The following is a 25,790-nucleotide window of genomic DNA, read 5'->3' as shown; positions in this document are numbered from 1 at the left end:
CCCACAGGGATTGGTTGGGTGACCTGGACGTGTTCACACCACCGATCCATTGTGGGAGCGAGCTTGCTCGCGATGGCGCCAGTACAGCCTCCACAACACCCCAAGAAAGGATTCCAGACTTGAGCCTGCACCTGATCATCGGCGACAAACACCTTTCCTCCTGGTCCTTGCGCGGTGCGCTGGCCCTGGCGTTGACCGGCGCAAAGTACGCCGAAGAGCTGGTCAGGCTCGACCAACCGGACACCCGTGAGAAACTGCTCAAGTATTCAGCCACCGCCAAAGTCCCGTTGCTCAAGACCGAATTCGGTGTGATCGCCGACTCCCTGGCGATTGCCGAATACCTGGCTGAACAGTTTCCCGATGCGGGCCTCTGGCCCAGGGACGTCGCGGCCCGGGCTCAGGCACGTTCGGCCTGTGCACAAATGCACAGCGGTTTTTTTGCTATCCGCAGCCACATGCCGTTTGACCTGCTGCGCGATGCGCCGCTAGTGCCCATGCCGGCGGAAGTTCAAGCGGAAATCCAGCGGATGCTGGCACTGTGGGCCGAATGCCGTGCGGCGGCTACTGAAGCCGGGCCCTACCTGTTTGGCCGCTTGAGCCTGGCCGATGTGTTCTTCGCGCCGGTGGCCGTGCGCTTGCGCACCTATCAGGTGGCGTTGCCCGAGGTCGATGCGGCCTATGTCGAAACTATCTATCAATGGCCGGCGTTCAAGGCGTGGCAACAGGCCGGCCTGGAGGAAACAGCGCGGTGAAACGAGTCCATGTAGCGGCGGCGGTCATTCGTGACGCTGCCGGCAAAATCCTGATCGCCCGACGGGCCGACACCCAGCACCAGGGTGGCCTTTGGGAGTTTCCCGGTGGCAAGGTTGAGGCGGATGAGTCCGTCGAAACCGCCCTGGCCCGCGAACTTCATGAGGAGCTGGGCATTGTCGTCGCCGCCGCCCGGCCGTTGATCAAGGTGCGTCACGATTACCCGGATAAACAGGTGTTGCTGGATGTCTGGGAAGTCTCGGCGTTCACCGGCGAGCCCCACGGTGCCGAAGGGCAGCCGTTGGCCTGGGTCACGTCCCGGGAGCTTTTGAACCATGAGTTCCCGGCGGCCAACCAGCCGATCATCGCGGCGGCTCGTTTGCCCGGCGAATATTTGATCACCCCTGAAGGCCTCGAAACGCCGCAGTTGCTGCGCGGCATGCAAAAGGCTATCGCCGGCGGGATCAAACTGGTCCAGCTGCGCGCGCCCAATGGCTACGACCCGAAGTACCGCGATCTGGCGGTGGATGCGGCAGGTTTGTGCGCCGGCAAGGCCCAGTTGATGCTCAAGGGGCCTTTCGAATGGCTGGGGGATTTCCCGTCCGCCGGCTGGCACATTACCGCCGCGCAATTGCGCAAGCATGCTGCGGCCGGTCGTCCTTTCGGCAAAGACCGTTGGTTGGCGGCGTCCTGCCACAACGCCGAGGAGCTGTCCCTGGCGCAGCAGATGGACGTGGACTTCGTGACGCTCTCGCCGGTGCAACCGACCCAGACCCATCCCGAGGCCCAACCGCTGGGGTGGGAAGAGGCTTCGCGGTTGATCGAGGGCTTCAACAGGCCGGTGTATCTGTTGGGCGGGGTGGGGCCGGACGAGCGGCAGCAAGCCTGGGCCGCTGGGGCGCAGGGTGTGGCGGGGATTCGGGCGTTTTGGCCTGGGCCTTGATTGGTTGGGATGACTGATCGTTCCCACGCTCTGCGTGGGAACGCCTCAACGGACGCTCCGCGTTCGGCTCTGGAGGGACGCGGAGCGTCCCGGGCTGCGTTCCCACGCAGAGCGTGGGGAACGATCATGCAGGTCATCAACTCTCGGGCTTGGCAGCCGCCACCCACAACACCTCAGCCACCCCTTGCCGCCGGGCAATGACCCGCGCCGCGACGAATAACAGATCCGACAACCGATTGATATACGCCAGCCCCGGCCCGGCCAGTGGCTCCACGGCGTTCAACTGCTGACAACGGCGTTCGGCGCTACGGGCCAGGCTGCGGCAGACGTGGGCCTGGGCGATCAGTGTCGAGCCACCGGGCAGGATGAAGTTCTCCAACGGTCCCACTTCTTCGTTCCATGCATCGATGGCTGCTTCCAGGCGCTCGACTTCCAGCATGTTCAAGGCCTGATAAGCCGGCATCGCCAGTTCACCGCCCAGGTCGAACAGCCGATGCTGACAAGGCGCCAAGACCTCGATCAGCTCCTGTAGCGCCGGATATTCAACTGCCTCTACCGTGAGGCTGGCGAGCAACAATCCCAACTGACTGTTGAGTGTGTCCACCTCGCCAATGGCCTCGACCCGTGGATGGTCCTTGGCTACACGGCGACCATCCCCCAACCCGGTCTCACCTTTGTCGCCGGTGCGGGTGTAAATCTTCGACAGGCGAAAACCCATGTTCAGCGCTCCAGTTGTTTGTGTTCCTGCGGCACCATTGAGGTGCCGGTCAATGGCAGGCGCAAGGTGAAGCAGGTGCCCTGGCCCGGCGCCGACTGCACTTCCATCTGGCCCTTGTGATTATTGGTGATGATGAAATACGACACCGACAGCCCCAGCCCGGTCCCTTGGCCGATTTCCTTGGTGGTGAAGAACGGCTCGAAGGTGCGTTTGCGTACGTTCTCGCTCATGCCGATGCCGTTGTCCTCCACCTGGATCTCTGCCCACGGTGGGTTCAGCCGCGTGCGCAGGATAATGCGCCCGGGTTCGCTGTCGTCCTGGCGTTGATGGATCGCCTGGGCGGCGTTTTTCAGCAGGTTGAGCAGCACCTGCTCCAGCTCGTTGGCGGTGCCGGGCACCGGGCCCAGGTTGGGGTCGAACTGCCGGATGATCGCCTGGCCCTTGAAATCGAAACCGATTGCCAGGTCGAAGTCGTTGCCGGCGATCTCCACCGCCTGGTCGATCAGTGCCGGCAGGTCGCAGGGGGCCATCTGCCGGGTGCTGCGCCGGCTGAAGCTGAGCATGTGGGTGACGATTTTCGCCGCCCGGGCGCCGGCCTGCTGGATGCCGTCGAGCAACTGCGGGATTTCCCGGCTTTGCAGGTAAAGGTTCACCCTTTGCAGTTCGATATTCAGTTGTTCGGCCTGTTCGATGTTCTTCGGCAGCTCCGGCGACAGGCGTCGGCGGATGTTTTGCACGTTGTGCAGGATGGCTCCCAGCGGGTTGTTGATTTCATGGGCCATGCCCGCCGCAAGACCGCCGACCGAGAGCATCTTTTCTGATTGCACCATCATTTCTTCCAGCGACAGGCGTTGGGTGATGTCATCGATGCGGATCACCACGCCGCGTCCGGCGCCGCCCATCAGTGGATAGAAAGTGAGGGCGTAGTGCCGGGCCTCGTCGTCCTTGGTCCAGGTGACGCGTTCGATCTTCGCTACCGTGTGCTGTTCGACCGTTTGCTTGAGCTGCGGCAGGTAAGGCTTGAGCGGTTCGAAGGCGAGGAAGATCGGCTGGTTCAGCGCCTCGTCCAGGCGTGTGCCGGAGAGGGCGCTGGCTTCCTGGTTCCATTGGGTGACGTAGAGCTGTTCGTCGAGGGCGATCAGGGCCGAGGGCATGGAGTCGATAATGCTGTTGAGGTAGTTCTGGAAACCGGTGAGCTTTTTCTCGATCTTGCTGCGCACCTGGACTTCCAGCTCCAGTTTGCGATTGGTGTGACGGGTTTCTTCCGCCAGGCCCTGGGCCTGGTCGTAGGCGGCCTGGGAGTCGTCACGCGCGCGCTTGAGTTGCTGCTCCCGGGCTTCGATCCGCGAGAGCATGGTGTTGAACGCCTCGGCCAGGCTGCCGATTTCGTCGTGGTTGCCGCGGGCGGCGCGCAGGGAATAGTTCTCCTCGCGGGTGACTTGGCGCGACAGTTCCTCGAGCTGATGAATCGGCTGGGTGATCAGGCGTTTGATCTGCTGGGCAATGACCAGCCAGAGCAACACGCTGAAGATCAGGATGCCGAGGCTGGCGGTCAGGGTGCCGGTGTAGAACGCCGTCGGCAGTTCGCTGCTGGCCACCAGCAACAGATGACCCGGCGCCGTCCCCGGGCGGGGCAGGGTGATGACCTGATTGCTGCGAAACTCACTGGCTTGCCACGCCTGCATATGGCGGTAATGGTCCGGCAGCTTGAGCTTTTCGCCCTGTTGCAGTTGCGCCAGGCGTGCGCCCTCGCCGTCATACAACGCAGCGGCCCGCAACGGCGCGTAGCTGTTGAGTTCATCCAGCAGGCGCTGGGCGGTCTGGGGCGACTGCAGGGCATCGGCGATCAGGCTCGGGTTGGCCACCAGCCGACCGATGGTCTGCAGGGCCTGGGGCGCCATGCTTTCCTGGGAAATGTAATAGGCGGCGCTGATAAAGGTCAGGTTGGCCACCAGCAGGACGGTGGTCAACAACACCAGCAGGGCGGCCAGCAGTTTCTGGCCGACCGGGAGGTTTTCAAGGCGCTGGCGCAATGGCATTGGACTCTTCGTTTAAAAGGAACACGAGGGCCAGCGTAGCCGCTGCTCAGTCGCCGGGCAATCCGAGGTTGTTCAAGTGGGTAATCAGTCGCTGCCGCAATTGTTCCAGGTGTGGCACCGGTAACCGGTGGCGCTCGGCAACCTTGCAAGCGTGGCCAAGCAGATAGCTGATTTCGGTGCGGCGGCCATTGGCGACGTCCTGGTACATCGAGGAGTAGTTGGCGGCGGTGGCCTGTATGACCCGTTCGACTTCCGGCTGCAAGTCTTCGGCCGCCATGGGCTGGCCGCAGCGTTCCAGCAGATCCGTGAGTTCCGCGCAGAGGGTCGCCACTTCGCAGTGATGCGCCTGCAGGCCGCCGTTCTTGCAGTGGTGCAGGACGGTCAGAGGGTTGATGGCACAGTTGAGCGCCAGTTTGCGCCAGAGCCGGGTGAGGATGTCAGCCGTCCATTCGTGGGGGATGGCGGCGGCGGTGAGGTCGTCCAGCCAGATCGGTGCCACCGGGTGCGCGGGGTCACCCAGCCAGGTGTAGCCGTGGCCGGCAAACACCACGCGCCAGTCACCGTCGCGGAATGCCCCTTCGGTACTGGAGGCACTGATGCAACGGGCCTGGGGAACACGATTGGCGACTGCGTCCTGACTGCCGAGGCCGTTCTGTAGCAGGATCAGTTCCGCGTCGGCGCTCAGGCGGTGAGCCACAGAAGCCACGGCCGCTTCGGCGTCATAGGCTTTGCAGGCCAGGAGCAGGCGTTTGATCGGCTCGGGGGCGTCGGCTGTTTGCCCGGGTACCGGGTATTGCCGGGCCTGACCCTGTTCCACCAGCGTCAGACCACCGGCGGCCCGATAGGCCTGCAAGCGTTGTTCATTGCGCAGTACCAGCCGCATCGGCAAACCAGCCCGGGCCAGGCGCGTCGCCCACAACGTACCGAGGCTGCCGGCCCCCAGGACATGCCAGGTAGTAGGCATCAGTTTTTTACTCGGTTTGGCGCAGGCATCTGGGGGCTCGCAGTGTCGACAGGAAAAGACCCGTTATAATGAGCCAGATTTTAACCACAAGCCAAGCACGCGCCTTTGTCACGGGCGCGTCTTTTTTATTGGAGAACACTACATGCCGTCATTCGACGTGGTATCCGAACTGGACAAACACGAAGTCACCAACGCCGTTGAAAACGCCGTCAAGGAACTCGACCGTCGTTATGACCTCAAGGGCAAGGGCAGTTTCGAGTTCAAGGAGAAGGACCTGACCGTCAACCTGACCGCCGAGGCCGACTTCCAGCTTGAGGCAATGATCGAGATCCTCAAGCTGGCCCTGGTCAAGCGCAAGATCGACGTTCAGTGCCTTGAGGTCAAGGACGCCTATGCCTCGGGCAAGCTGATGAAGCAGGAAGCCGTGCTCAAGGAAGGCATCGACAAGGAACTGGCGAAGAAAATCGTTGCTCATATCAAGGACGCCAAGCTCAAGGTGCAAGCCGCCATCCAGGGCGAGCAAGTGCGCGTCACCGGCAAAAAGCGTGATGACTTGCAGGAAGCCATCGCGGCGCTGCGGGGCAAGGAATTCGGCATGCCTTTGCAGTTCAATAACTTCCGCGACTGATACCCAGTGCACAGAGGCATTGTGGGGAGCGGGCAAACGCTCTTTCACAATGCTTCGCCCGGTCTTTCGTGGTTATGGCAATAGAAGGAGAGGTAGATGGACTTGAACGCTGAAGTGGACAACTTGATCAAGGCGTCCGAGGCCTGGATCCCCATGATCATGGAGTATGGCAGCCGGGTGCTGCTGGCGGTGGTGACGCTGGCCATTGGCTGGTGGCTGATCAACAAGGTAACCCGCAAACTCGGCGGGCTGTTGGCACTGCGCAATGCCGACCTGGCGCTGCAAGGGTTCATCAGCAACCTGGCGAACATCATCCTCAAGATCCTGCTGATCGTCAGCGTGGCGTCGATGATCGGCATTGAGACCACCTCGTTCATCGCGGCTATCGGTGCGGCAGGCCTGGCGATCGGCTTGGCATTGCAGGGCAGCCTGGCGAACTTCGCCGGTGGTGTGTTGATTCTGTTGTTCCGCCCGTTCCGCATCGGTGACTGGATCGAAGCTCAAGGCGTGGCCGGTACGGTCGACAGCATCCAGATCTTTCACACCGTGATTCGCACCGGTGACAACAAAACTGTCATCGTGCCCAACGGCAACCTGTCGAACGGCATCATCACCAACACCAATCGCCAGCCGACCCGCAAAGTCGTGTTCGATGTAGGCGTGGATTACCAGGCCGACCTGCAAAAGGCTCGCGAAGTGTTGTTGGAGCTGGCCAAGGACGAGCGTGTACTGGCCGATCCAGCGCCGGAAGCGGTGATTTCCACCTTGGGCGACAGTTCGATCACGGTGTCGTTGCGGGTATGGGTCAAAACGGCCGATTACTGGAGCGTGATGTTCATGTTCAATGAACAGGCCCGGGATCGTTTGAAGGACGCGGGAATTGATATTCCGTTTCCGCAGCGGGTTATTCGTATGGTCCACGAAGGGGCTGCGCAGTAACGCTTTGAATGCATGAGCTGATTGTTAGTTAGCTTGCTAATTACGAAGTTGCTTTCAAGTTGACTTGTAATGGGCACAAAAAAACCGCTCACCTGGATCAGGTGAGCGGTTTTTTATTTGTTGCCGGTGTAACTATCGAATGACCGCTGAATTACAAGATGCTCAGAGGGTATTCGACGATGAAGCGGAAGTCGTTGTTGTCTCGGTTGCCACTGGCAGTGGTATAAGAGGAGTTGGTGCGGTAGAACGCGCTACGAACACGGAACGACAGGTCTTTAGCTGGACCGCTTTGCATAACGTACTTGGTTTCGAAGTCCCATTCGTGCTCTTTTGCTTCGCCATCAGCGGTGGAAATGTTGTCGCCGGTGACATAACGGGTCATGAAGCTCAGGCCAGGAACACCGTAAGTTTTCATGTTCAGGTCGTAGCGCGCCTGCCAGGAACGCTCGTCCTGACCGTTGAAGTCGGAGTACTGGATGGAGTTGGCGAGGAAGATAGTACCGCCACCGTCAACGCCATACACATAGCCGGTGTCACCGGTGGAGCGCTGGTGAGCCAGGGTGAACTTGTGGGCGCCGATGGCATAGGCTGCTGCAAGGGACCAGATGCGGTTGTCAACGTCGCCGCTGATCTTCTGGCCTTGGTCTTTGCTGTCATAACCGTTGAAGTCGAAGTTCAGCGACTGATCTTCGTTGATCGGCAACGTGTAGTTCAGGTTCAGGTATTTCTTTTTGTAGTGATCTTCGACGTCGGAAGCCGCTACGCCGGCTACGAAATTGTCGGTGAACTGGTAGGTTGCACCGGCAATGTCAGCGGATTTCAGGCCAAGGCCGTCATCACCCATGCCAGTTTGCGAGCTCATGGCGTTGAAATGACCTGCGCTCAGCTCCAAGCCTTTGATTTCTTTACTGGTGATCAGCGTACCGGTAGCAACTTCTGGCAGCAGACGGCTGTCGTCAGTAGAGAAAACCGGGCTGGTAGTGAACTGGTTGCCGTATTTCAGAACGGTGTCGGACAGACGGAACTTAACCGCGCCGCCAATCTTCGATTGTGTTTCTTCCAGGTTGCCATCACTGTCCTGAGCGAACAGGCCGTTACCGGCGCGACCAGTACCACCGTCGAAACGGGCGGAGCCGAATGCGAAGGCGTCAGCGCCTACACCAACGGTACCTTGGGTAAAGCCCGACTCGTAGATGGCGCGAACGCCAAGGCCGGCTTCTTCACGATAACTTTGACGAGTGCTTGGCTCGTTCTTGAAGTCGCGGTTCATGTACAGCATACGGCTCAGAACGTTCAGGCTCTGATCTTCGAAAAAGCCCTTGGATTCTTCCTGGGAAGAGGCCATTGCGAACTGCGAGGTACTGGCCGAAACAGCCAGTGCGATCATGCTCCACTTCATCACGCGCATCGTGATTTGCTCCTTTGGTTTTTAGAAGAGTCTTGCCGTCCCACCTGTTTTTTTATCTGGGCGGCTCTTTCTTTTTGTGTCGGCGCGAACTTATATCACGACGACATTCATTGGCGATACTTGCCCATCCAATCTTTCAGCTTCTTTACGACCCTGTCGCCAATGGCTCGATCCATGTCGTATTTGGGCTGTTCCGGCGCAATCGGACTCACAACTCGAAGTTGCTTCTTTTTTTCCGGCGTCGGTGTAAAGAGTCCTTTGTTACTGCGCTTGAAGCTCCCTGTGGGCAACCTTGCCACTTTATTTATAGGCCAGCAGGTTTTCGCTTCCGGCGATGCCCTGCAGGCGATATGGGGATGAATGCAACAAGCATGCTCAAACCCGGATTTTGTTCACGTTTTTTTCACATTCTCCATTTTTGTATGGTGAAACCTCATGAAACCGGGCTCCAAAGGCCTTGTTTTAAATGAGGTTGACTGCTGTGGCGCTCTCGTGTTTAGAACCGCTAAACGCTGCGAGACAACCAAAAACGTTACCGGTTCACCCTCTCAGTGAGTAGATCACGGATGCTTCGTGCACTGAGCGTAGACGCGTTGTGCTGTTTTGGTGCAAAAAATCTCTACCTTGTACGAAAATTTTACAGGCTCAGTGCAAGAGGCAGTGCTCGCAGCGCCCGTCTCAGGCCTATGTGTTACCGGCCGCGCTGAGTTGGTGCGCGTACTGGAAAAAAAGCATCGGACAGGGTCATGACAGTACGCAGTGAACCCTTCGACGTTCAAGGGTATGCTGCGGCTCTATGTCCCCCTCAGGCCCGCTGAGTCGGGCAAAAAACGATAACCAGCGAGGAGTGCGCGCGGTGTTTGCTTTAGATCCACAACTGCAACAAGACACGTTAGTCATGGGTGACTTCCCGCTGTGCCGGTTGCTCTTGTCCAACGACTCCAATTACCCGTGGTTCATCCTCGTGCCGCGACGGGAAAATATCAGCGAATTGTTTCAATTGGATGACGCCGACCAGCGGCAGCTGTGGAAGGAAACCACGGCCCTGGCCGAAACCCTCAAGGACTCCTTCAATGCTGACAAGCTGAACGTTGCAACCTTGGGTAACGTCGTCAGTCAGTTGCACATGCACGTCATCGTGCGCAAGCGTGATGACGCGGCCTGGCCAGCGCCGGTCTGGGGCAAACACCCGGCCAGGTCGTATACTGCTGAACAGGTGAAGGTCATTCGCGACCGATTGCGAGCGGCCCTGACCGATGATTTCAAGTTTCTGGAGGGCTGAAACCATGAACCTTGAAGAGCGTGTAACGGATCTGGAAAGCCGCCTGGCGTTTCAGGATGACACCATCCAGGCATTAAATGACGTGCTGGTGGAGCAGCAACGAGTGGTCGAGCGTCTGCAGCTGCAAATGGCCGCGTTGCTCAAGCGCCAGGAAGAGATGGCCGGGCAATTTGAAACCTTCGAAGAAGAAGCGCCTCCGCCTCACTACTGACCGACCGGAACGACAGGCAATAAAAAACCGCGAGCAGCCTGGCTGCATCGCGGTTTTTTTACGCTTGGGATCAGCGGCGCGGTAGCGCGGCGATCACATCTTCGGCCTGCAGGCCCTTGTCGCGGTTCATCACGGAGAACTCCACGCGCTGGCCTTCGACCAGAACGCGGTGGCCTTCACCACGAATGGCTCGGAAATGCACAAAGATGTCATCGCCGGAGTCGCGGGAGATGAAACCGAACCCCTTGGAAGTGTTGAACCACTTCACGGTGCCGGTATCGCGGTTGGACATGTCGTAGTTTTGCGGTGCGGCGGCCGGTGACGACTTCTTGTAGAAGCTGACAGCCAGGTGCAATGCCACGGCGAGCAGTGATGCGGCCAGGCTGAACAGCACGGCCGGTTGACCGGCGATTTGCGGCATGGGTGCCAGCAGGGTCAGGGTTTGCAGGGCAACGGCCAACACCAGCAAGGCGCTGACCAGGTTTTGCAGTTGATGACGTGGGCCTTTGTTCCAGTAGGGGATAACAGGTGCAAGGGTCAGGTTGAGCAGGCCGAAAAAGGCTAGGTAAAGCGCATCGGGATGTTGCAGGTAAGGCGTGGCTTCGGAACCCAGGCTAGGGATGAAGGACAGCAGCAGGGCAGCTGCGCCCATTAGCAAGTGGACGATTTTCAACATTTTGATTGACTCACGGTTAAGACGGATCACAAGGAAGAGCTGATCGGGGCGGTTCGCTTCGGAACAATAGAGAGGCGTTGGACACATTCCCGAATCAGCCTATGCGCCATGCCCGGAAAAATAGGCGTAGCGACACACTGCCTATTTAACAGCAAAGCCTCGACCTTCTCAAACCCGTTACGGGGGGCGGACCGCGCTGTTCGTCGGCGCAAGGTGTCAGGCAAGGGCGTGAAATCTCCCGCCTCGTCGGAACCCTCCGGTGTTGCGGCTTGTCGGTTCAGGAGGGCTGGCGATTTGTCGCAGGCTGGCGGCGGTAACACCGGCTAGAGTGCAAGGGCCGCTGTCGAATTCATCACCGCAGGAGATCAACCAACATGGCCATTGATATCGGGATCAGTGAAGAAGATCGCAAATCCATCGTCGAGGGGCTTTCACGGCTGCTGTCGGACACTTACGTTCTGTACCTCAAGACCCATAATTTTCACTGGAACGTCACGGGGCCGATGTTTCGCACCCTGCACCTGATGTTCGAGGAGCAATACAACGAACTGGCGCTGGCGGTGGACCTGATTGCCGAACGCATTCGTGCCCTCGGCTTTCCTGCGCCGGGCGCTTACGCCGTGTATGCACGCTTGTCTTCTATCAAGGAAGAAGAAGGCGTGCCTGGCGCCGAAGACATGATCCGCCAGTTGGTCGAGGGTCAGGAAGCCGTGACGCGTACGGCCCGTAGCATCCTTCCTTTATCGGACAAGGTCAGTGACGAACCGACCACCGATCTGCTGACCCAGCGCATGCAGGTCCATGAAAAAACCGCATGGATGTTGCGCTCGCTGCTGGAAGATCGGTAAGCGCCGGGCCGGGCGATGACGGAGGGGCTGGCATTATCGCTGGCTCTTTGTGTAGGACGTCGTAATTCGTCGCCTGCCTGCTGCTGGCTTGTCCTACGCCGATGGTCATAAAGTCATCTGGATCTGGCGATGCCGTTGAGCTTCCATAGAGCCACAGATTGGTTGTTCCAATTGAGAGGTTCGTATGGCAAAGGAGTGTCAACGGTATGATTCAAGGAAAGGAACCTGGGGAGGGTGTGCATGGGCGCTTTCAGCCCATTACCATCGACCCGTTCGTCCGGGGGTTCGACATGCAGCTGGCCCGGCCCCTGTCCCGATCGATCCGCCTGAACGGGTTCGCCACCTGTCTTCGGCTCGAGCAGGTCTATTGGGATATTCTCGGTGACATGGCCCAGCTCAACAGCTGTTCCATCAGTACTCTGCTGTCCCATGTGGACCGGGAGGTGCACCTGCGCCATGGCGGGGTACGCAACTTCAGCGGTTTAGTGCGCGTGGTTTGCGTGGTGCACAGTTTGAAGGAGGCAGGGACGGAGGTCGTGGGGCGTCATTGGCGTGATGAATGCGTGGCGCCTGTCAGTGGCTGAGACCGACCGGTAACGGCCTGTGCCGTCTTACGGCTGCACAGGCCGCATTTAATGGATATAATCCCGCTCTTTGCCGCAAAGCCCAGCCTTTGCGCGAGTAACCTGATCGCCGAGACAACCCCCATGCCGATGTACGACTATCAATGTGCTTCCTGTGGTCATCAGATGGAAGCCATTCAAAAGATCAGCGCGGCACCGCTGGTCGACTGCCCTGCCTGTCAGGCGCCGGAACTGAAAAAGATGCTGTCCATGCCAGGTTTCCGCCTCGGTGGCACCGGCTGGTATGAAACCGACTTCAAGACCGGCGCCAAGAAGAACCTGGCCGGTGGCGACAAAGCTGACTGAGTTGAACACGCGCGAGCTCTTGCACGGGCAGGGCCTCCAACCGAATTTCGAATTACGAGAAGTGAAACCACTACCATGATGCGCAGCCATTATTGCGGCCAACTGAACGAAAGCCTGGAAGGTCAGGAAGTTACTCTTTGCGGATGGGTCCATCGTCGCCGTGACCATGGCGGGGTGATTTTCCTCGATATCCGTGATCGTGAAGGCCTGGCCCAAGTGGTGTTCGACCCGGACCGCGCTGAAACCTTCGCCGCCGCCGACCGCGTGCGCAGCGAATACGTGGTCAAGATCACCGGCAAGGTACGCCTGCGTCCGGCCGGTGCCGGCAACGCCAACATGGCCTCGGGCATGATCGAAGTGCTGGGCTACGAGCTGGAAGTGCTCAACGAAGCGGAAACCCCGCCGTTCCCGCTCAACGAATACTCCGACGTGGGCGAAGAAACCCGCCTGCGCTATCGCTTCATTGACCTGCGTCGCCCGGAAATGGCCGAGAAGCTGCGTCTGCGTTCGCGCATGACCACCAGCATCCGTCGTTACCTGGACGAGAACGGCTTCCTCGACGTCGAGACGCCGATCCTGACCCGCGCCACGCCGGAAGGTGCTCGCGACTACCTGGTGCCGAGCCGCACCCACCCCGGTAGCTTCTTTGCCTTGCCGCAATCGCCGCAGCTGTTCAAGCAACTGCTGATGGTGGCCGGCTTCGACCGCTACTACCAGATCGCCAAGTGCTTCCGCGACGAAGACCTGCGTGCCGACCGTCAGCCTGAGTTCACTCAGATCGACATCGAGACCAGCTTCCTCGACGAAAAAGACATCATGGGCCTGACCGAAGGCATGATCCGCAACCTGTTCAAGGAAGTGCTGGGTCTGGAATTCGGCGAGTTCCCGCACATGACCTTCGAAGAAGCCATGCGCCGCTACGGTTCCGACAAGCCGGACCTGCGCAACCCGCTGGAACTGGTGGACGTGGCCGATCAGCTCAAGGAAGTCGATTTCAAGGTGTTCAGCGGCCCGGCCAACGACCCGAAATGCCGGATCGCGGCCCTGCGTGTGCCAGGCGGGGCAAGCATGCCGCGCAAGCAGATCGACGACTACACCAAGTTCGTCGGCATCTACGGTGCCAAGGGCTTGGCGTACATCAAGGTCAACGAGCGCGCGGCGGGTGTTGACGGCCTGCAATCGCCGATCGTGAAAAACATCCCTGAAGCCAACCTGAACGTGATCCTCGATCGCGTGGGCGCGGTTGATGGCGACATCGTGTTCTTCGGCGCCGACAAGGCCAAGATCGTCAGCGAAGCCTTGGGTGCGCTGCGCATCAAACTGGGTCACGACCTCAAGCTGCTGACCTGCGAGTGGGCGCCGATGTGGGTTGTCGACTTCCCGATGTTCGAAGAGAACGACGACGGCAGTTTCTCCGCGCTGCACCACCCGTTCACCGCGCCGAAGTGCTCGCCTGAGGAGTTGGAGGCCAACCCGGCCACCGCTCTGTCACGCGCTTACGACATGGTTTTGAACGGCACCGAGCTGGGTGGCGGTTCGATCCGTATCCATCGCAAGGAAATGCAACAGGCGGTCTTCCGTCTGCTGGGCATCAGTGAAGCGGAACAGGAAGAGAAATTCGGCTTCCTGCTCGATGCTCTGAAGTACGGTGCACCGCCCCACGGTGGCCTGGCCTTTGGCCTGGACCGCCTGGTGATGCTGATGACCGGCGCCCAGTCGATTCGTGAAGTGATCGCGTTCCCGAAAACCCAGAGCGCGGCCGATGTCATGACCCAGGCTCCGGGTGTAGTGGATGCCAAGGCACTGCGCGAGTTGCACATCCGTCTGCGTGAACAGCCAAAGGCTGAGTAAGGCCGACACCTGAAGGCGCATCTTCGGATGCGCCTTTTCATTGGGGTCGATATTTCTGGTTGCCGGCTACTGTGCGAGCGCAGGGCGGGCAATGTTGCAAAGAGAAACCGGAGCGAGTTATGGCAGGTCATTCCAAGTGGGCGAACATCAAGCACCGCAAAGAACGTCAGGATGCCAAGAGGGGCAAGATATTCACCAAGTGGATCCGTGAGCTGACGGTCGCTGCCCGCCAGGGTGGCGGTGATCCAGGTTCCAACCCGCGCTTGCGCCTGGCCCTGGACAAGGCGCTGGGGGCGAACATGAGTCGCGACATCATCGACCGCGCTATCGCCCGCGGCGCGGGTGCGACCGAAGCCGATAATGTGGAAGAGCTGACCTACGAGGGTTACGGCCCCGGTGGCGTAGCGGTGATGGTCGAGTGCATGACCGACAACCGCAACCGCACCGCCGCCGCCGTGCGTCACGCCTTCAGCAAATGCGGGGGTAACCTGGGCACCGACGGTTCGGTGGCGTACCTGTTCGAGCGCAAGGGGCAGATCAGTTTCGCGCCGGGCCTCGATGAAGATGCCCTGACGGAGGCGGCCCTGGAAGCCGACGCCGATGACGTGGTCAGTCATGAAGACGGTTCCTTCGACGTGTTCACCTCGTTCGCCAGCTTCTACGCCGTGCGCAATGCCCTGGAGGCTGCCGGTTTCAAGCCGGCCGACGCGGAAATCGTCATGCAGCCGACCACCAGCGCCGAACTGGACCTGGAGGGTGCCGAGAAGGTGCTCAAGCTGATCGACATGCTCGAAGACCTGGACGATGTGCAGAATGTCTACTCTAACGCGGACATTCCTGAAGCGGTCGCTGAACAGCTTGGCTGATAGCGTTGTTGGTACAGCGATCTTGTTCAGTTATGCGTAGGTGCTTTATGTGGGAGCGAGCCTGCTCGCGATAGCGAGGGTCCAGCTTGCAAAGATGTTGCAGTGATACCCCTATCGCGAGCAGGCTCGCTCCCACAGATTCAAACACTTCATCTCCAAACCGCAGGCGTTATGACTTTAATCCTTGGTATCGACCCCGGTTCGCGCATCACCGGCTACGGCGTGGTTCGTGATACCGGGCGCGGCTGCGTGTACGTCGCGTCAGGCTGTATCCGCACCGGTGCCGGTGAGTTGCACGAGCGCTTGCAGATCGTTTATCGCGGCGTGCGTGAAGTCATCCAGATCTACGGCCCGGTCACCATGGGCATTGAAAAGGTCTTCATGGCGCGTAACGCCGATTCTGCCCTGAAGCTGGGGCAGGCTCGTGGGGCGGCCATTGTGGCCGGTGCCGAGGAAAACCTGGAAATCGCCGAATATACCGCGACCCAGGTCAAGCAGGCAGTCGTTGGAACGGGCGCGGCGAACAAGGAACAGGTGCAAATGATGGTGATGCATCTGCTGAAACTGGTCAGCAAGCCGCAGATCGATGCCTCCGACGCCCTGGCCATCGCCATTTGCCATGCCCATACCCGTTCCAGCCTGTTGCCGCATGGCCTGGGAGCCGCACGCAGTCGTGGCGGGCGCCTGCGTCTCTGATAGCATCAGCGCAATCTTTCGTGAGCCCGAGCATTTTGCGCCTGTGTCGTCGGCCTCCATGCTCTGGCCGTTACTCGCCAGCCCACGGCTGGCCTACGCCCAAGGATCTGAAACGTGATTGGACGCTTGCGCGGCACCCTGGCTGAAAAACAGCCGCCGCACCTGATTCTGGATGTAAATGGCCTGGGTTATGAGCTGGAAGTGCCCATGACCACCTTGTATCGCTTGCCGTCGGTCGGTGAACCGCTGACGCTACACACCCATTTGGTCGTGCGCGAGGATGCGCAGTTACTCTATGGCTTCGTCGGCAAGCGCGAGCGGGATTTCTTCCGCGAGCTGATTCGTCTCAACGGCGTCGGTCCGAAACTGGCCCTGGCCTTGATGTCGAGCCTGGAAGTCGACGAACTGGTGCGCTGCGTGCAGTCCCAGGACACTTCGGCCCTGACCAAGGTGCCAGGTGTCGGCAAGAAAACCGCCGAGCGCCTGTTGGTTGAGCTCAAGGACCGTTTCAAGGCCTGGGAAGCGGTGCCGGCCATGTTCGCGCTGGTGCCTAACCAGCCGGACGCGCCAGCGCCCGCCGTCAGCGCGGAAAACGATGCGGTCACCGCACTGATCTCCCTGGGTTACAAGCCGCAGGAGGCCAGCAAGGCGATTTCCGCTATCAAGGAAAAAGGCTTGAGCACCGAAGACATGATTCGTCGTGCCCTGAAGGGAATGATTTAAGTGATTGAAGCCGATCGTCTGATCGCCGCCACGGGTGCCCCCCGTGACCGTGAAGAAGTACAAGACCGTGCGATTCGTCCCGTCAGTCTGGCCGATTACATCGGTCAGCCGGCGGTTCGCGAGCAAATGGAACTGTTTATCCAGGCGGCCCGCGGGCGCAGCGAGTCCCTGGACCATACCTTGATCTTCGGCCCGCCCGGTTTGGGTAAGACCACCCTGGCCAACATCATTGCCCAGGAGATGGGCGTGTCGATCAAGAGTACGTCCGGGCCGGTCCTCGAGCGCCCGGGTGACCTGGCGGCGCTGCTGACCAATCTTGAGCCCCATGATGTGCTGTTCATCGACGAAATCCACCGGCTGTCGCCGATCGTCGAAGAAGTGCTGTATCCGGCGATGGAGGATTTCCAGCTCGACATCATGATTGGCGAGGGGCCGGCGGCCCGTTCCATCAAGCTCGATCTGCCGCCGTTCACCCTGGTGGGCGCCACGACCCGCGCCGGCATGTTGACCAACCCGCTGCGGGACCGTTTCGGTATCGTCCAGCGCCTGGAGTTCTACAACAACGCCGATCTGGCGACGATCGTCGGCCGCTCGGCCGGCATTCTCGGGTTGCCGCTGGACCCGGATGGCGCTTATGAGATCGCCCGGCGGGCGCGGGGTACACCGCGGATCGCCAACCGGCTGTTGCGTCGGGTCCGGGATTTTGCCGAAGTTCGCGCCAAGGGCCACATCACCAAACCGATTGCCGACCTGGCGTTGAACCTGCTGGACATCGACGAGCGTGGTTTCGACCACCAGGACCGGCGCCTGCTGCTGACCATGATCGAGAAGTTCGACGGCGGTCCGGTGGGCGTGGACAGCCTGGCGGCGGCCATCAGCGAAGAGCGCCATACCATCGAAGATGTGCTGGAACCGTACCTGATCCAGCAGGGCTACATCATGCGCACCCCCCGCGGGCGTGTGGTGACGCGTCACGCCTATCTGCATTTCGGCTTAAACATCCCGACACGAATGGGTGAGATGCCGGTGGTAGACGAATTCCTCGATGCCGTGGACGATTGAACGACCTCTGTGCAGCGACTTTTTTCAGGTTCGTGCTGTCCCAGACGACACCCGGAGCGTCATTGCATTTCGAGAATGAAAAAACAGTTGCCTGGCCGATTGGCAACCTGAGGAGTAAGCACTAGAGTATGCGCGCGCAAAACGGGCTGGAGTCGTTCGCACATCGCTGTCGCGTTTATTACGAGGACACCGATGCCGGCGGCATCGTTTACTACGTCAATTACCTCAAGTTTATGGAACGGGCTCGAACCGAACGGCTGCGGGAACTGGGTTTTGCCCAATCCGCGCTGGTGGGAGAGGACCTGTTATTCGTCGTGCATTCCAGCGAAGCGCGCTACCACGCGCCGGCGCGACTGGACGACGAGCTTCTGGTAAGTGCCGATGTCATCGAATTGAACCGTGTCAGCCTGCGCTTCAAGCAGCAGGTCAGGCGGGCTACGGATAATGCGCTGCTCTGTGAAGGGCAGTTTCTGGTGGCCTGTGTGCGCACCCATAGTTTGAAACCCCGGGCCATTCCCGAAGCTCTACGTGCGGCCTTTGCCGGCGTGAGCGGCGCCGGTACATACTCAGAGCAGGAGATAAAGCGTGGAAGCTAACGTCGTCGACCATTCCTCCATGTGGAGCCTGGTCAGCAATGCCAGCGTTGTGGTGCAGTTGGTAATGCTGATCCTGGTAGCCGCATCGGTGACCTCATGGATCATGATCTTTCAGCGCAGCAATATGCTGCGCGCCGGTCGTCGAGCCCTGGAGAGCTTCGAGGAGCGCTTCTGGTCCGGTATCGACCTGTCCAAACTCTACCGCCAGGCCGGCAGCAACCCGGACCCGGACTCGGGGGTCGAGCAGATCTTCCGTGCCGGCTTCAAGGAGTTCTCCCGTCTGCGCCAGCAACCAGGCGTGGACCCTGAGGCGGTGATGGAAGGCGTGGCCCGTGCCATGCGCGTCGCCATCTCCCGCGAGGAAGAAAAACTCGAGCAGGGCCTGCCATTCCTGGCCACCGTTGGTTCGGTCAGCCCGTATATCGGCCTGTTCGGTACCGTGTGGGGGATCATGAACTCCTTCCGTGGCCTGGCCACTGCCCAGCAAGCAACCCTGGCCACCGTGGCCCCGGGTATCGCCGAGGCACTGATTGCCACCGCCATCGGTCTGTTCGCGGCCATCCCGGCTGTTATCGCCTACAACCGCTTTGCTGCCCGCAGCGAAACGCTGACCAGCCGTTACTACACCTTCGCCGATGAATTCCAGGCGATCCTGCACCGCAAAGTGCACACCAGCGAAGAATAAGCAGGTATTTCCCAATGGCTTTAATCGCTCGAGCCCGAAAAAAGCGCAAGCCGGTTGCCGAGATGAACGTGGTGCCCTACATCGACGTGATGTTGGTGCTGCTGGTCATCTTCATGGTGACCGCGCCGATGCTCAATCAGGGCGTGAAGGTTGATCTGCCCAAGGTTTCCAGTGAAGCCTTGCCGCAGGACAACGACACCCAGGTCCTGACCATTTCGATCAAGGCTGACAAGACCTACTACTGGAACCTTGGCAGCGAAGTCGACACCGAGAAGCAGCAGGACCGGGCCATGACCTTGCCGCAGATGACCGATGCGGTGACCAAGATCATCAACGCCGGCAACAGCAACGGCAAACGCACCCAGGTCTTCATTCGCGGCGACAAGACCGTCGACTACGGTGCGGTGATGGGCGCCATGGGCGGCCTGCAGAAAGCCGGGGTCGGTAATGTTGGCTTAATCACTGAGGCGCCCTGATGCAGCAACAGCGAGAGCCGTCCGCCTCGGAAAGCTACTTCTGGCCTAGTGTCTGGGCAATTGGCCTGCATGTGCTGGTGTTTGGCATGCTGTTCGTCAGTTTTGCCATGACTCCGGAGCTGCCGCCGGCCAAGCCGATCGTGCAGGCGACCCTGTATCAGCTCAAGTCCAAGAGCCAGGCCACCACGCAGACCAACCAGAAGCTTGCCGGTGAGGCGAAGAAATCCGCCGCGCGCCAGACCGAAGTCGAGCAGATGGAGCAAAAGAAGGTCGAGCAGGAAGAGATAAAAGCTGCGGAACAAAAGAAAGAGCAAGCGGCTCAAAAGGCCGAAGAAGCCAGGAAGGCTGACGAAGCCAAGAAGGCCGACGAGGCGAAGAAAACCGCCGAGGCCAAAAAAGCCGAAGAAAAGAAACTGGCTGATATAGCCAAGAAAAAATCCGAAGAAGAAGCCAAGAAAGCCGCTGAAGAAGAGGCCAAGAAAGCGGCCGCTGAAGAAGCGAAGAAAAAGATTGTCGAGGACGCGAAGAAAAAAGCGGCCGAAGACGCCAAGAAGAAAGCTGAAGCTGACGAGGCGAAAAAGAAAATCGCCGAAGACGCGAAGAAGAAAGCCGCCGCCGACGCCGCCAAGAAAAAGGCTCAGGACGCAGCGCGTAAATCCGCCGAAGAGAAAAAGGCCCAGGCCTTGGCAGATTTACTTTCCGACACGCCGCAGCGCCAGCAGGCATTGGCTGATGAGCAGGGCGATGAAGTCGCCGGCAGTTTCGATGATTTGATTCGCGCCCGAGCGGCAGAAGGCTGGGCTCGTCCACCTTCGGCACGCAAAGGCATGACTGTAGTATTGCAAATCGGCATGTTGCCCGACGGTACGGTTACCTCGGTCAGCGTGGCCAAGTCCAGCGGTGATGGCCCGTTCGACGCTTCGGCGGTCGCAGCGGTCAAGAACATTGGGCGATTGACGGAAATGCAAGGAATGAAACCGAGCGATTTTGCTCCCTATCGTTCATTCAAGATGACATTCACACCTGAGGATCTAGCCTTGTGAGAAACCTTCTTCGATCAATGCTGGTCGTTATCTGCTGCCTGGCAGGGATAGCGGTAGCAGAGGAAAAGAACATTCTGGTCACCAGCGGCAGCGATCGGGCGACCCCGATCGCCGTCGTACCGTTCGGCTGGCAGGGCGGTAGCGTCCTGCCGGACGACATGTCGGAAATCATCGGTAATGACCTGCGCAACTCGGGTTACTACGCGCCGATTCCGAAGCAGAACATGATCAGCCTGCCGACCCAGGCCAGCGAAGTCATCTATCGCGACTGGAAAGCCCTGGGCGCCCAGTACCTCATGGTCGGCAACATCGTGCCGGCCGGCGGTCGCCTGCAGGTGCAGTACACCCTGTTCAACGTCGCCACCGAGCAGCAAGTGCTGACCGGTAGTGTGTCGGGCAGCGTCGATCAGCTGCGTGACATGGCGCACTACATCTCCGATCAGTCGTTCGAGAAACTCACCGGCATCAAGGGTGCGTTCTCTACCCGCATGCTCTATGTGACGGCCGAACGCTTCTCTGAGAAAAACACCCGCTATACCTTGCAGCGTTCAGACTATGACGGTGCTCGTGCAGTGACCCTGCTGCAATCGCGCGAGCCGATCCTGTCGCCGCGTTTCGCCCCCGATGGCAAGCGCATCGCCTATGTTTCGTTCGAACAGAAGCGCCCGCGTATTTTCATGCAACACATTGACACCGGTCGCCGTGAGCAAATCACCAACTTCGAAGGCCTGAACGGTGCGCCAGCCTGGTCGCCGGACGGTACGCGCCTGGCATTCGTGCTGTCCAAGGACGGTAACCCGGATATCTATGTGATGAACCTGGCTTCGCGGGCGATTTCTCGCGTGACCAACGGTCCCGGCATCAACACCGAACCGTTCTGGGGCAAGGATGGCTCGACCATCTACTTCACCTCCGACCGTGGCGGCAAGCCGCAGATCTACAAGACCAGCGCCAGTGGTGGCGGTGCCGAACGCGTAACATTCGTCGGTAACTACAACGCCAACCCTAAACTGTCGGCGGACGAAAAGACCCTGGTGATGATCCATCGCCAGGATGGCTTTACCAATTTCAAGGTGGCGGCTCAGGATTTGCAGCGAGGTAGTGTAAAGATCCTCACTGATAGCACTCTGGACGAGTCACCTACTGTTGCGCCCAACGGCACCATGGTAATCTACGCCACCCGCCAGCAGGGCCGGGGAGTCTTGATGCTCGTGTCCATTAATGGACGCGTGAGGCTCCCGCTTCCTACCGCACAAGGCGAAGTCAGAGAACCGTCCTGGTCCCCTTACCTGAACTGACGCGGCGCAATACGTTTTACTTAACACACTGGGGTTCATTAGGAGTTTCACGATGGAAATGCTGAAGTTTGGTAAATTTGCTGCGCTGGCTCTGGCCATGGCTGTAGCTGTAGGTTGCTCGTCCAAAGGCGGCGACAACGCCGGTGAAGGCGCTGTTGATCCAAACGCTGGTTACGGCGCTAACACTGGTGCAGTTGACGGCTCCCTGAGCGAAGAAGCTGCTCTGCGCGCAATCACCACCTTCTACTTCGAATACGACAGCTCGGACCTGAAGCCAGAAGCCATGCGCGCTCTGGACGTTCACGCCAAAGACCTGAAGTCGAACGGTGCTCGCATCGTTCTGGAAGGCAACACCGACGAACGTGGTACTCGTGAGTACAACATGGCACTGGGCGAGCGTCGTGCGAAAGCCGTTCAACGCTACCTGGTACTGCAAGGTGTTTCCCCAGCTCAGCTGGAACTGGTTTCCTACGGCGAAGAGCGTCCAGTTGCTACCGGCAACGACGAGCAGTCCTGGGCTCAAAACCGTCGCGTCGAACTGCGTAAGTAATTCGTCATGCGAACGTGCCGCCGTGCTGTAACTGTTCTGGCTCTCAGCCTCGCGCCGCTTGCGGCGTGGGCTGCGGTTCCCGTGGTCGATAATGATTCCGGCTATAACAATAGCGCAAGCAATTATCCGCCTGCAGGTTACGGTACGAGCGGCGCCTATGCCGGGGGAGGGGTTTCGGCCCCTGTCTCGGCACAGGGCCAGCTGTTCAACCAACTGCAGCAAATGCAAGACCAGATTTCACGCCAGCAAGGCGCGATTGAAGTTCTGCAAAATGAAGTTTCGCGCATGAAGCAGGAAAACCTGGAGCGATACCAGGATCTTGATCGGCGCATAGGAACCGGCGTTGCACCTGCCGCGACTCCTGAGAATTCTCCAGCCGGTGGCGACTTGAACGCCCCTGGCGCAGCCGCAGGCGCGGGAGCAACTGCTCCGGCACCTGCAGCCGGCGGTGAGCCGGCTGATCCGGCGAAGGAAAAGCTCTATTACGATGCGGCCTTCGATCTGATCAAAGCCAAGGATTTTGACAAGGCCAGTCTGGCCTTTGCCGCTTTCCTTCGCAAATACCCTAACAGCCAGTATGCGGGCAACGCCCAATATTGGCTGGGTGAAGTGAACCTGGCCAAGGGCGACCTGCAAGGTGCCGGTCAGGCCTTCGCCAAGGTCTCGCAGCTCTATCCCAAGCACGCCAAGGTGCCGGACTCGCTCTACAAGCTCGCTGACGTGGAGCGTCGCCTGGGCCACACCGACAAGGTCAAGGGCATTCTGGAGCAGGTGGTGGCCCAATACCCGGGTACCTCCGCCGCCCAATTGGCTCAGCGTGACTTGCAGCGTATGTGAGGCTGTTTGATCCGTTTCGAAGAAACCCGCGCTTGTCGCGGGTTTTTTCGTTAGAATTCACGCCCTTTTTATGAAACACGCTTCTTGGGATCTGCGCGTTGGCGGGGTTGCTGGAAGTGCCTGACGGAGGCGGACAGCCTGTTTAGCTGTTACGCCCGTGGCGACTATGCAAGACACATTGAGAATTACCGAAGTTTTTTACTCGTTGCAGGGTGAAACGCGAACGGCCGGGCTGCCCACAGTATTTGTGCGCCTCACCGGTTGCCCGTTGCGTTGCCAATACTGCGACAGTGCCTACGCTTTCAGTGGCGGCACCCTGCGCAGCCTCGACGACATCCTTGAGCAGGTGGCCGGTTTTCGCCCGCGCTACGTCTGTGTTACGGGCGGCGAACCACTGGCGCAACCCAACGCGATCCCCTTGCTCAAGCGGTTGTGCGATGCCGGTTACGAGGTATCGCTGGAAACCAGCGGCGCCTTGGACATCGCACCCGTTGATCCGCGAGTCAGCCGCGTCGTCGATCTGAAGACCCCAGGGTCCAAGGAAGCCCATCGCAATCGCTATGAGAACATCGAACTGTTGACGCCCAACGATCAGGTCAAGTTCGTTATCTGCTCGCGGGAAGATTATGACTGGGCCGTGTCCAAGCTGATTCAATACGGGCTCGACCAGCGGGCTGGCGAAGTGTTGTTTTCGCCAAGTCATCATGACTTGAACGCCCGGGAGCTGGCGGACTGGGTGGTGGCGGACAATTTGCCGGTGCGCCTGCAATTGCAGCTGCATAAATATCTTTGGAACGACGAGCCGGGGCGCTGATATGACTGAACACTCGAACATTGCAGAAAAACGTGCCGTCATCCTGTTGTCCGGCGGCCTCGATTCCGCGACGGTCGTGGCCATGGCGCGTGCCGAGGGCTACCGCTGCTACACCATGAGTTTCGATTACGGCCAGCGCCACCGCGCCGAACTGCACGCCGCCGAGCGGGTGGCCCGGGACCTGGGTGTCGTCGAACACAAGGTGATCGGCCTGAACCTCAATGGCATCGGCGGCTCGGCCTTGACCGACAGCTCCATCGACGTGCCTGAAACTCCCAGCGAAGGCATCCCGGTGACCTACGTGCCGGCACGCAACACGGTGTTCCTGTCCCTGGCCCTGGGCTGGGCGGAGGTGCTGGGTGCCCGTGATATCTTCATCGGCGTCAACGCCGTGGATTATTCCGGCTACCCGGACTGCCGTCCGGAGTTCGTCGAAGCGTTCGAGCGTATGGCCAACCTGGCGACCAAGGCCGGTGTAGAAGGGCAGGGCTTCCGTATTCAGGCACCACTGCAGAATCTCAGCAAGGCCGACATCGTTCGGGCGGGGGTGAAGCTTGGCGTGGACTACGGGCTCACCGTTTCCTGCTATCAGGCTGACGATCAGGGGCGTGCCTGCGGCAAATGCGACAGCTGTCGCCTGCGTGCCGAAGGCTTCGCGGCGGCGGGTGTGAGCGATCCAACCCCTTATTTTTGATTTATTTCAAATTAGGTGTTGAATAGTCCTTAGAAATCAGTATTATACGCGCCACCACACAGCGGGTCGTTAGCTCAGTTGGTAGAGCAGTTGGCTTTTAACCAATTGGTCGTAGGTTCGAATCCCACACGACCCACCATTTTTAGCAGTTTTAAAAGTCTGGAAGGCCCACGAAAGTGAGGATTTCCGGATTTTTTTTTGCCTGTAGAAAACTCGCCGCTTGAAAACCGGAACCACCCGACGATTCGAGTGGTTCCCTGGGTTGTTAAAGCAAGCCGTCCTCGGCGCATACCTTCACGATCTGTTCGCGAAACCAGATGTTGGCGTTGTCCTGGCCGGGTTTCTCGCTCCACATCATATCCAGCGTAAAGTTCGGTAAGCCCACTGGTGGCCTGCGATGGCTGTATTTGCCTTCATCGCAGGTCAACGCCTGGATACGCCGAGGCAACGTCAGGATGAAGTCGGTTCCCGGAATCATATTCAGTGCTGCCACGTAGCTGTTGGCCCGAGCGACAATCTGTCGGTTGTAGCCTTGCCGGGCGAGCCAGCCGTCCACCATGTTGGTGTCGGAGGTCCAAGGCGTCGGAAAAACATGCTGGCAGGCGACGAACGCCTCCAGATCAAATTCCTCCCTGGGCAGTGAAAAGTCTTTATCGACCACGCAGACCAGTTCATCTTCCAGTAATACTTGCGAGCGCAACCCCTTCGCGCCGCGATGAAAGTTGGGGCCAAAACAAACAACCAGGTCGAATCGACCCTCCATCAATTCGTCAACCGGAATGTCTTTGTGAAATTTCGTGATGTTAATGATGACGGGGAAACGGCTGCCAATGAATCGTTTCACTAGCTGGGGAAGTATAAGAAGTTCGAAATACTCCGGGGCGCAAATATTGAATGTTATTTCTTTCTGCGTGGGGTCGAATGTTTGAATGCCGGAGTGGCATATATTTATGGTCTTGAGGATGTTGAGTACATGGCTGTACATGGCCGTGGCTTTGTTCGTGGGCCGCATGCCACTACGGGTATTGATGAATAACTCATCTTCGAAACTTGTGCGCAGCTTCTTCAGGCAGTAGCTCACGGTTGACTGGCTCACACAAAGGGTCTCGGACACCTCGGTGACGCTGCTTTGCTCGTACACCGCGACAAACACCATCAGGTCCTGCATGTCCAGCTTTCTAAGCAAATTACTATTGAGCATAAGATCCTTCTCGGCGCAATCCATCAGCTAGCGTCCCTTGTTTTTATGACAAAGGGGTTTATT

Annotated in this window: 29 protein-coding genes and 1 tRNA gene; 24 read left to right on the top strand and 6 right to left on the bottom strand. The window is 59.2% G+C overall.

Annotated features, from left to right (window positions below; genetic code table 11):
• Window positions 1-119: 119 nt before the first annotated feature.
• Together PSH91_RS21050 and PSH91_RS21045 are read left to right on the top strand one after the other, a co-directional pair.
• Entirely contained in the window at window positions 120-752 is a 633-nt protein-coding gene (locus PSH91_RS21050) for a glutathione S-transferase family protein (RefSeq protein WP_305466659.1), read from the top strand.
• On the top strand, window positions 749-1,693 hold the full coding sequence (locus tag PSH91_RS21045) for a Nudix family hydrolase (RefSeq protein WP_305466658.1): 945 nt from the start codon (window positions 749-751) through the stop codon (window positions 1,691-1,693). The genes PSH91_RS21050 and PSH91_RS21045 overlap by 4 nt, the downstream gene beginning before the upstream one ends.
• 136 nt (window positions 1,694-1,829) lie before the next feature.
• Here the strand turns inward: PSH91_RS21045 and PSH91_RS21040 are convergent, their stop codons facing one another.
• From PSH91_RS21040 to PSH91_RS21030, 3 genes are read right to left on the bottom strand one after another with little or no spacing between them, the layout of a single operon-like run.
• Window positions 1,830-2,411: a cob(I)yrinic acid a,c-diamide adenosyltransferase gene (locus PSH91_RS21040; RefSeq protein WP_107321972.1), complete on the bottom strand. Its 582-nt coding sequence runs from the start codon at window positions 2,409-2,411 to the stop codon at window positions 1,830-1,832.
• A 2-nt stretch (window positions 2,412-2,413) separates the two neighbouring features.
• Window positions 2,414-4,450: a HAMP domain-containing sensor histidine kinase gene (locus PSH91_RS21035; protein WP_047227080.1), complete on the bottom strand. Its 2,037-nt coding sequence runs from the start codon at window positions 4,448-4,450 to the stop codon at window positions 2,414-2,416.
• 46 nt (window positions 4,451-4,496) lie between these two features.
• Entirely contained in the window at window positions 4,497-5,414 is a 918-nt protein-coding gene (locus PSH91_RS21030; RefSeq protein WP_305466655.1) for a putative 2-dehydropantoate 2-reductase, read from the bottom strand.
• Window positions 5,415-5,556: 142 nt separating this feature from the next.
• On the opposite strand from PSH91_RS21030, the gene PSH91_RS21025 reads away from it, so the two are divergent.
• Both PSH91_RS21025 and PSH91_RS21020 read left to right on the top strand, forming a co-directional pair.
• Complete coding sequence (locus tag PSH91_RS21025; protein ID WP_003205057.1) at window positions 5,557-6,042, top strand: YajQ family cyclic di-GMP-binding protein; 486 nt, start codon at window positions 5,557-5,559, stop codon at window positions 6,040-6,042.
• Between the two features lie 96 nt (window positions 6,043-6,138).
• A complete protein-coding gene (locus PSH91_RS21020) occupies window positions 6,139-6,981 on the top strand; it encodes a mechanosensitive ion channel family protein (RefSeq protein ID WP_047227078.1) in 843 nt (280 codons plus the stop codon).
• Between the two features lie 151 nt (window positions 6,982-7,132).
• On the opposite strand, the gene PSH91_RS21015 is transcribed toward PSH91_RS21020, so the two are convergent.
• A complete protein-coding gene (locus PSH91_RS21015) occupies window positions 7,133-8,389 on the bottom strand; it encodes an OprD family porin (RefSeq protein WP_305466652.1) in 1,257 nt (418 codons plus the stop codon).
• Between the two features lie 856 nt (window positions 8,390-9,245).
• On the opposite strand from PSH91_RS21015, the gene PSH91_RS21010 reads away from it, so the two are divergent.
• Window positions 9,246-9,671, top strand: coding sequence for an HIT domain-containing protein (locus PSH91_RS21010; RefSeq protein WP_076383691.1), 426 nt, complete (start codon window positions 9,246-9,248; stop codon window positions 9,669-9,671).
• A 4-nt stretch (window positions 9,672-9,675) separates the two neighbouring features.
• Window positions 9,676-9,882, top strand: a complete 207-nt coding sequence (locus tag PSH91_RS21005) for a SlyX family protein (RefSeq protein ID WP_047227075.1) — start codon at window positions 9,676-9,678, stop codon at window positions 9,880-9,882.
• Window positions 9,883-9,952: 70 nt separating this feature from the next.
• On the opposite strand, the gene PSH91_RS21000 is transcribed toward PSH91_RS21005, so the two are convergent.
• Window positions 9,953-10,558, bottom strand: coding sequence for a cold-shock protein (locus PSH91_RS21000; RefSeq protein WP_047227074.1), 606 nt, complete (start codon window positions 10,556-10,558; stop codon window positions 9,953-9,955).
• A gap of 374 nt (window positions 10,559-10,932) precedes the next feature.
• On the opposite strand from PSH91_RS21000, the gene PSH91_RS20995 reads away from it, so the two are divergent.
• The 18 genes from PSH91_RS20995 (at window position 10,933) to PSH91_RS20910 (ending at window position 24,665) form a co-directional block, all read left to right on the top strand.
• On the top strand, window positions 10,933-11,406 hold the full coding sequence (locus PSH91_RS20995) for a Dps family protein (protein ID WP_047227073.1): 474 nt from the start codon (window positions 10,933-10,935) through the stop codon (window positions 11,404-11,406).
• A gap of 206 nt (window positions 11,407-11,612) precedes the next feature.
• Complete coding sequence (locus tag PSH91_RS20990) at window positions 11,613-11,990, top strand: ribbon-helix-helix domain-containing protein (RefSeq protein WP_076383692.1); 378 nt, start codon at window positions 11,613-11,615, stop codon at window positions 11,988-11,990.
• Between the two features lie 123 nt (window positions 11,991-12,113).
• Window positions 12,114-12,335, top strand: coding sequence for an FmdB family zinc ribbon protein (locus PSH91_RS20985; protein WP_003178589.1), 222 nt, complete (start codon window positions 12,114-12,116; stop codon window positions 12,333-12,335).
• Window positions 12,336-12,410: 75 nt separating this feature from the next.
• Window positions 12,411-14,186, top strand: coding sequence for an aspartate--tRNA ligase (gene aspS, locus PSH91_RS20980; RefSeq protein ID WP_092393309.1), 1,776 nt, complete (start codon window positions 12,411-12,413; stop codon window positions 14,184-14,186).
• A 119-nt stretch (window positions 14,187-14,305) separates the two neighbouring features.
• Window positions 14,306-15,052, top strand: a complete 747-nt coding sequence (locus tag PSH91_RS20975) for a YebC/PmpR family DNA-binding transcriptional regulator (protein WP_076383693.1) — start codon at window positions 14,306-14,308, stop codon at window positions 15,050-15,052.
• Window positions 15,053-15,223: 171 nt separating this feature from the next.
• Entirely contained in the window at window positions 15,224-15,748 is a 525-nt protein-coding gene (gene ruvC / locus PSH91_RS20970; RefSeq protein ID WP_305466650.1) for a crossover junction endodeoxyribonuclease RuvC, read from the top strand.
• A 114-nt stretch (window positions 15,749-15,862) separates the two neighbouring features.
• Window positions 15,863-16,471 carry a Holliday junction branch migration protein RuvA gene (gene ruvA / locus PSH91_RS20965; RefSeq protein WP_058542614.1) on the top strand — a complete coding sequence of 203 codons (609 nt, stop codon included), beginning with the start codon at window positions 15,863-15,865 and terminating at the stop codon, window positions 16,469-16,471.
• Window positions 16,472-17,533, top strand: a complete 1,062-nt coding sequence (gene ruvB / locus PSH91_RS20960) for a Holliday junction branch migration DNA helicase RuvB (protein WP_047227069.1) — start codon at window positions 16,472-16,474, stop codon at window positions 17,531-17,533.
• Between the two features lie 128 nt (window positions 17,534-17,661).
• Complete coding sequence (gene ybgC / locus PSH91_RS20955) at window positions 17,662-18,129, top strand: tol-pal system-associated acyl-CoA thioesterase (RefSeq protein ID WP_047227068.1); 468 nt, start codon at window positions 17,662-17,664, stop codon at window positions 18,127-18,129.
• Window positions 18,119-18,814 carry a protein TolQ gene (gene tolQ, locus PSH91_RS20950; RefSeq protein ID WP_047227067.1) on the top strand — a complete coding sequence of 232 codons (696 nt, stop codon included), beginning with the start codon at window positions 18,119-18,121 and terminating at the stop codon, window positions 18,812-18,814. The genes ybgC and tolQ overlap by 11 nt, the downstream gene beginning before the upstream one ends.
• 23 nt (window positions 18,815-18,837) lie before the next feature.
• On the top strand, window positions 18,838-19,290 hold the full coding sequence (gene tolR, locus PSH91_RS20945; protein WP_160893274.1) for a protein TolR: 453 nt from the start codon (window positions 18,838-18,840) through the stop codon (window positions 19,288-19,290).
• A complete protein-coding gene (gene tolA / locus PSH91_RS20940; RefSeq protein ID WP_076383694.1) occupies window positions 19,290-20,333 on the top strand; it encodes a cell envelope integrity protein TolA in 1,044 nt (347 codons plus the stop codon). The genes tolR and tolA overlap by 1 nt, the downstream gene beginning before the upstream one ends.
• Window positions 20,330-21,631 (top strand): Tol-Pal system beta propeller repeat protein TolB, encoded by a 1,302-nt coding sequence (gene tolB / locus PSH91_RS20935; RefSeq protein WP_076383695.1) that lies wholly within the window; start codon window positions 20,330-20,332, stop codon window positions 21,629-21,631. The genes tolA and tolB overlap by 4 nt, the downstream gene beginning before the upstream one ends.
• Before the next feature lie 52 nt (window positions 21,632-21,683).
• A complete protein-coding gene (gene pal / locus PSH91_RS20930; protein WP_047227063.1) occupies window positions 21,684-22,181 on the top strand; it encodes a peptidoglycan-associated lipoprotein Pal in 498 nt (165 codons plus the stop codon).
• 6 nt (window positions 22,182-22,187) lie between these two features.
• The gene (gene ybgF, locus PSH91_RS20925; RefSeq protein ID WP_047227062.1) at window positions 22,188-23,018 is read left to right on the top strand and encodes a tol-pal system protein YbgF; all 831 of its coding nucleotides are present in this window, start codon (window positions 22,188-22,190) and stop codon (window positions 23,016-23,018) included.
• Between the two features lie 166 nt (window positions 23,019-23,184).
• Complete coding sequence (queE, locus tag PSH91_RS20920) at window positions 23,185-23,832, top strand: 7-carboxy-7-deazaguanine synthase QueE (RefSeq protein WP_047227061.1); 648 nt, start codon at window positions 23,185-23,187, stop codon at window positions 23,830-23,832.
• Window positions 23,833-23,851: 19 nt separating this feature from the next.
• Window positions 23,852-24,526 (top strand): 7-cyano-7-deazaguanine synthase QueC, encoded by a 675-nt coding sequence (queC, locus tag PSH91_RS20915; RefSeq protein ID WP_171061329.1) that lies wholly within the window; start codon window positions 23,852-23,854, stop codon window positions 24,524-24,526.
• Window positions 24,527-24,589: 63 nt separating this feature from the next.
• Window positions 24,590-24,665 (top strand) — tRNA-Lys (locus PSH91_RS20910).
• A 126-nt stretch (window positions 24,666-24,791) separates the two neighbouring features.
• Here PSH91_RS20910 and PSH91_RS20905 read toward each other — a convergent pair.
• Entirely contained in the window at window positions 24,792-25,727 is a 936-nt protein-coding gene (locus PSH91_RS20905) for a LysR family transcriptional regulator (RefSeq protein ID WP_047227126.1), read from the bottom strand.
• Between the last annotated feature and the right edge of the window lie 63 nt (window positions 25,728-25,790).

It is taken from the genome of Pseudomonas sp. FP1154 (assembly GCF_030687245.1).
GTDB lineage: Bacteria > Pseudomonadota > Gammaproteobacteria > Pseudomonadales > Pseudomonadaceae > Aquipseudomonas > Aquipseudomonas rhizophila.
Note: the sequence above shows the minus strand (reverse complement) of the source record. Positions and strands in the feature narration are given on the sequence as shown.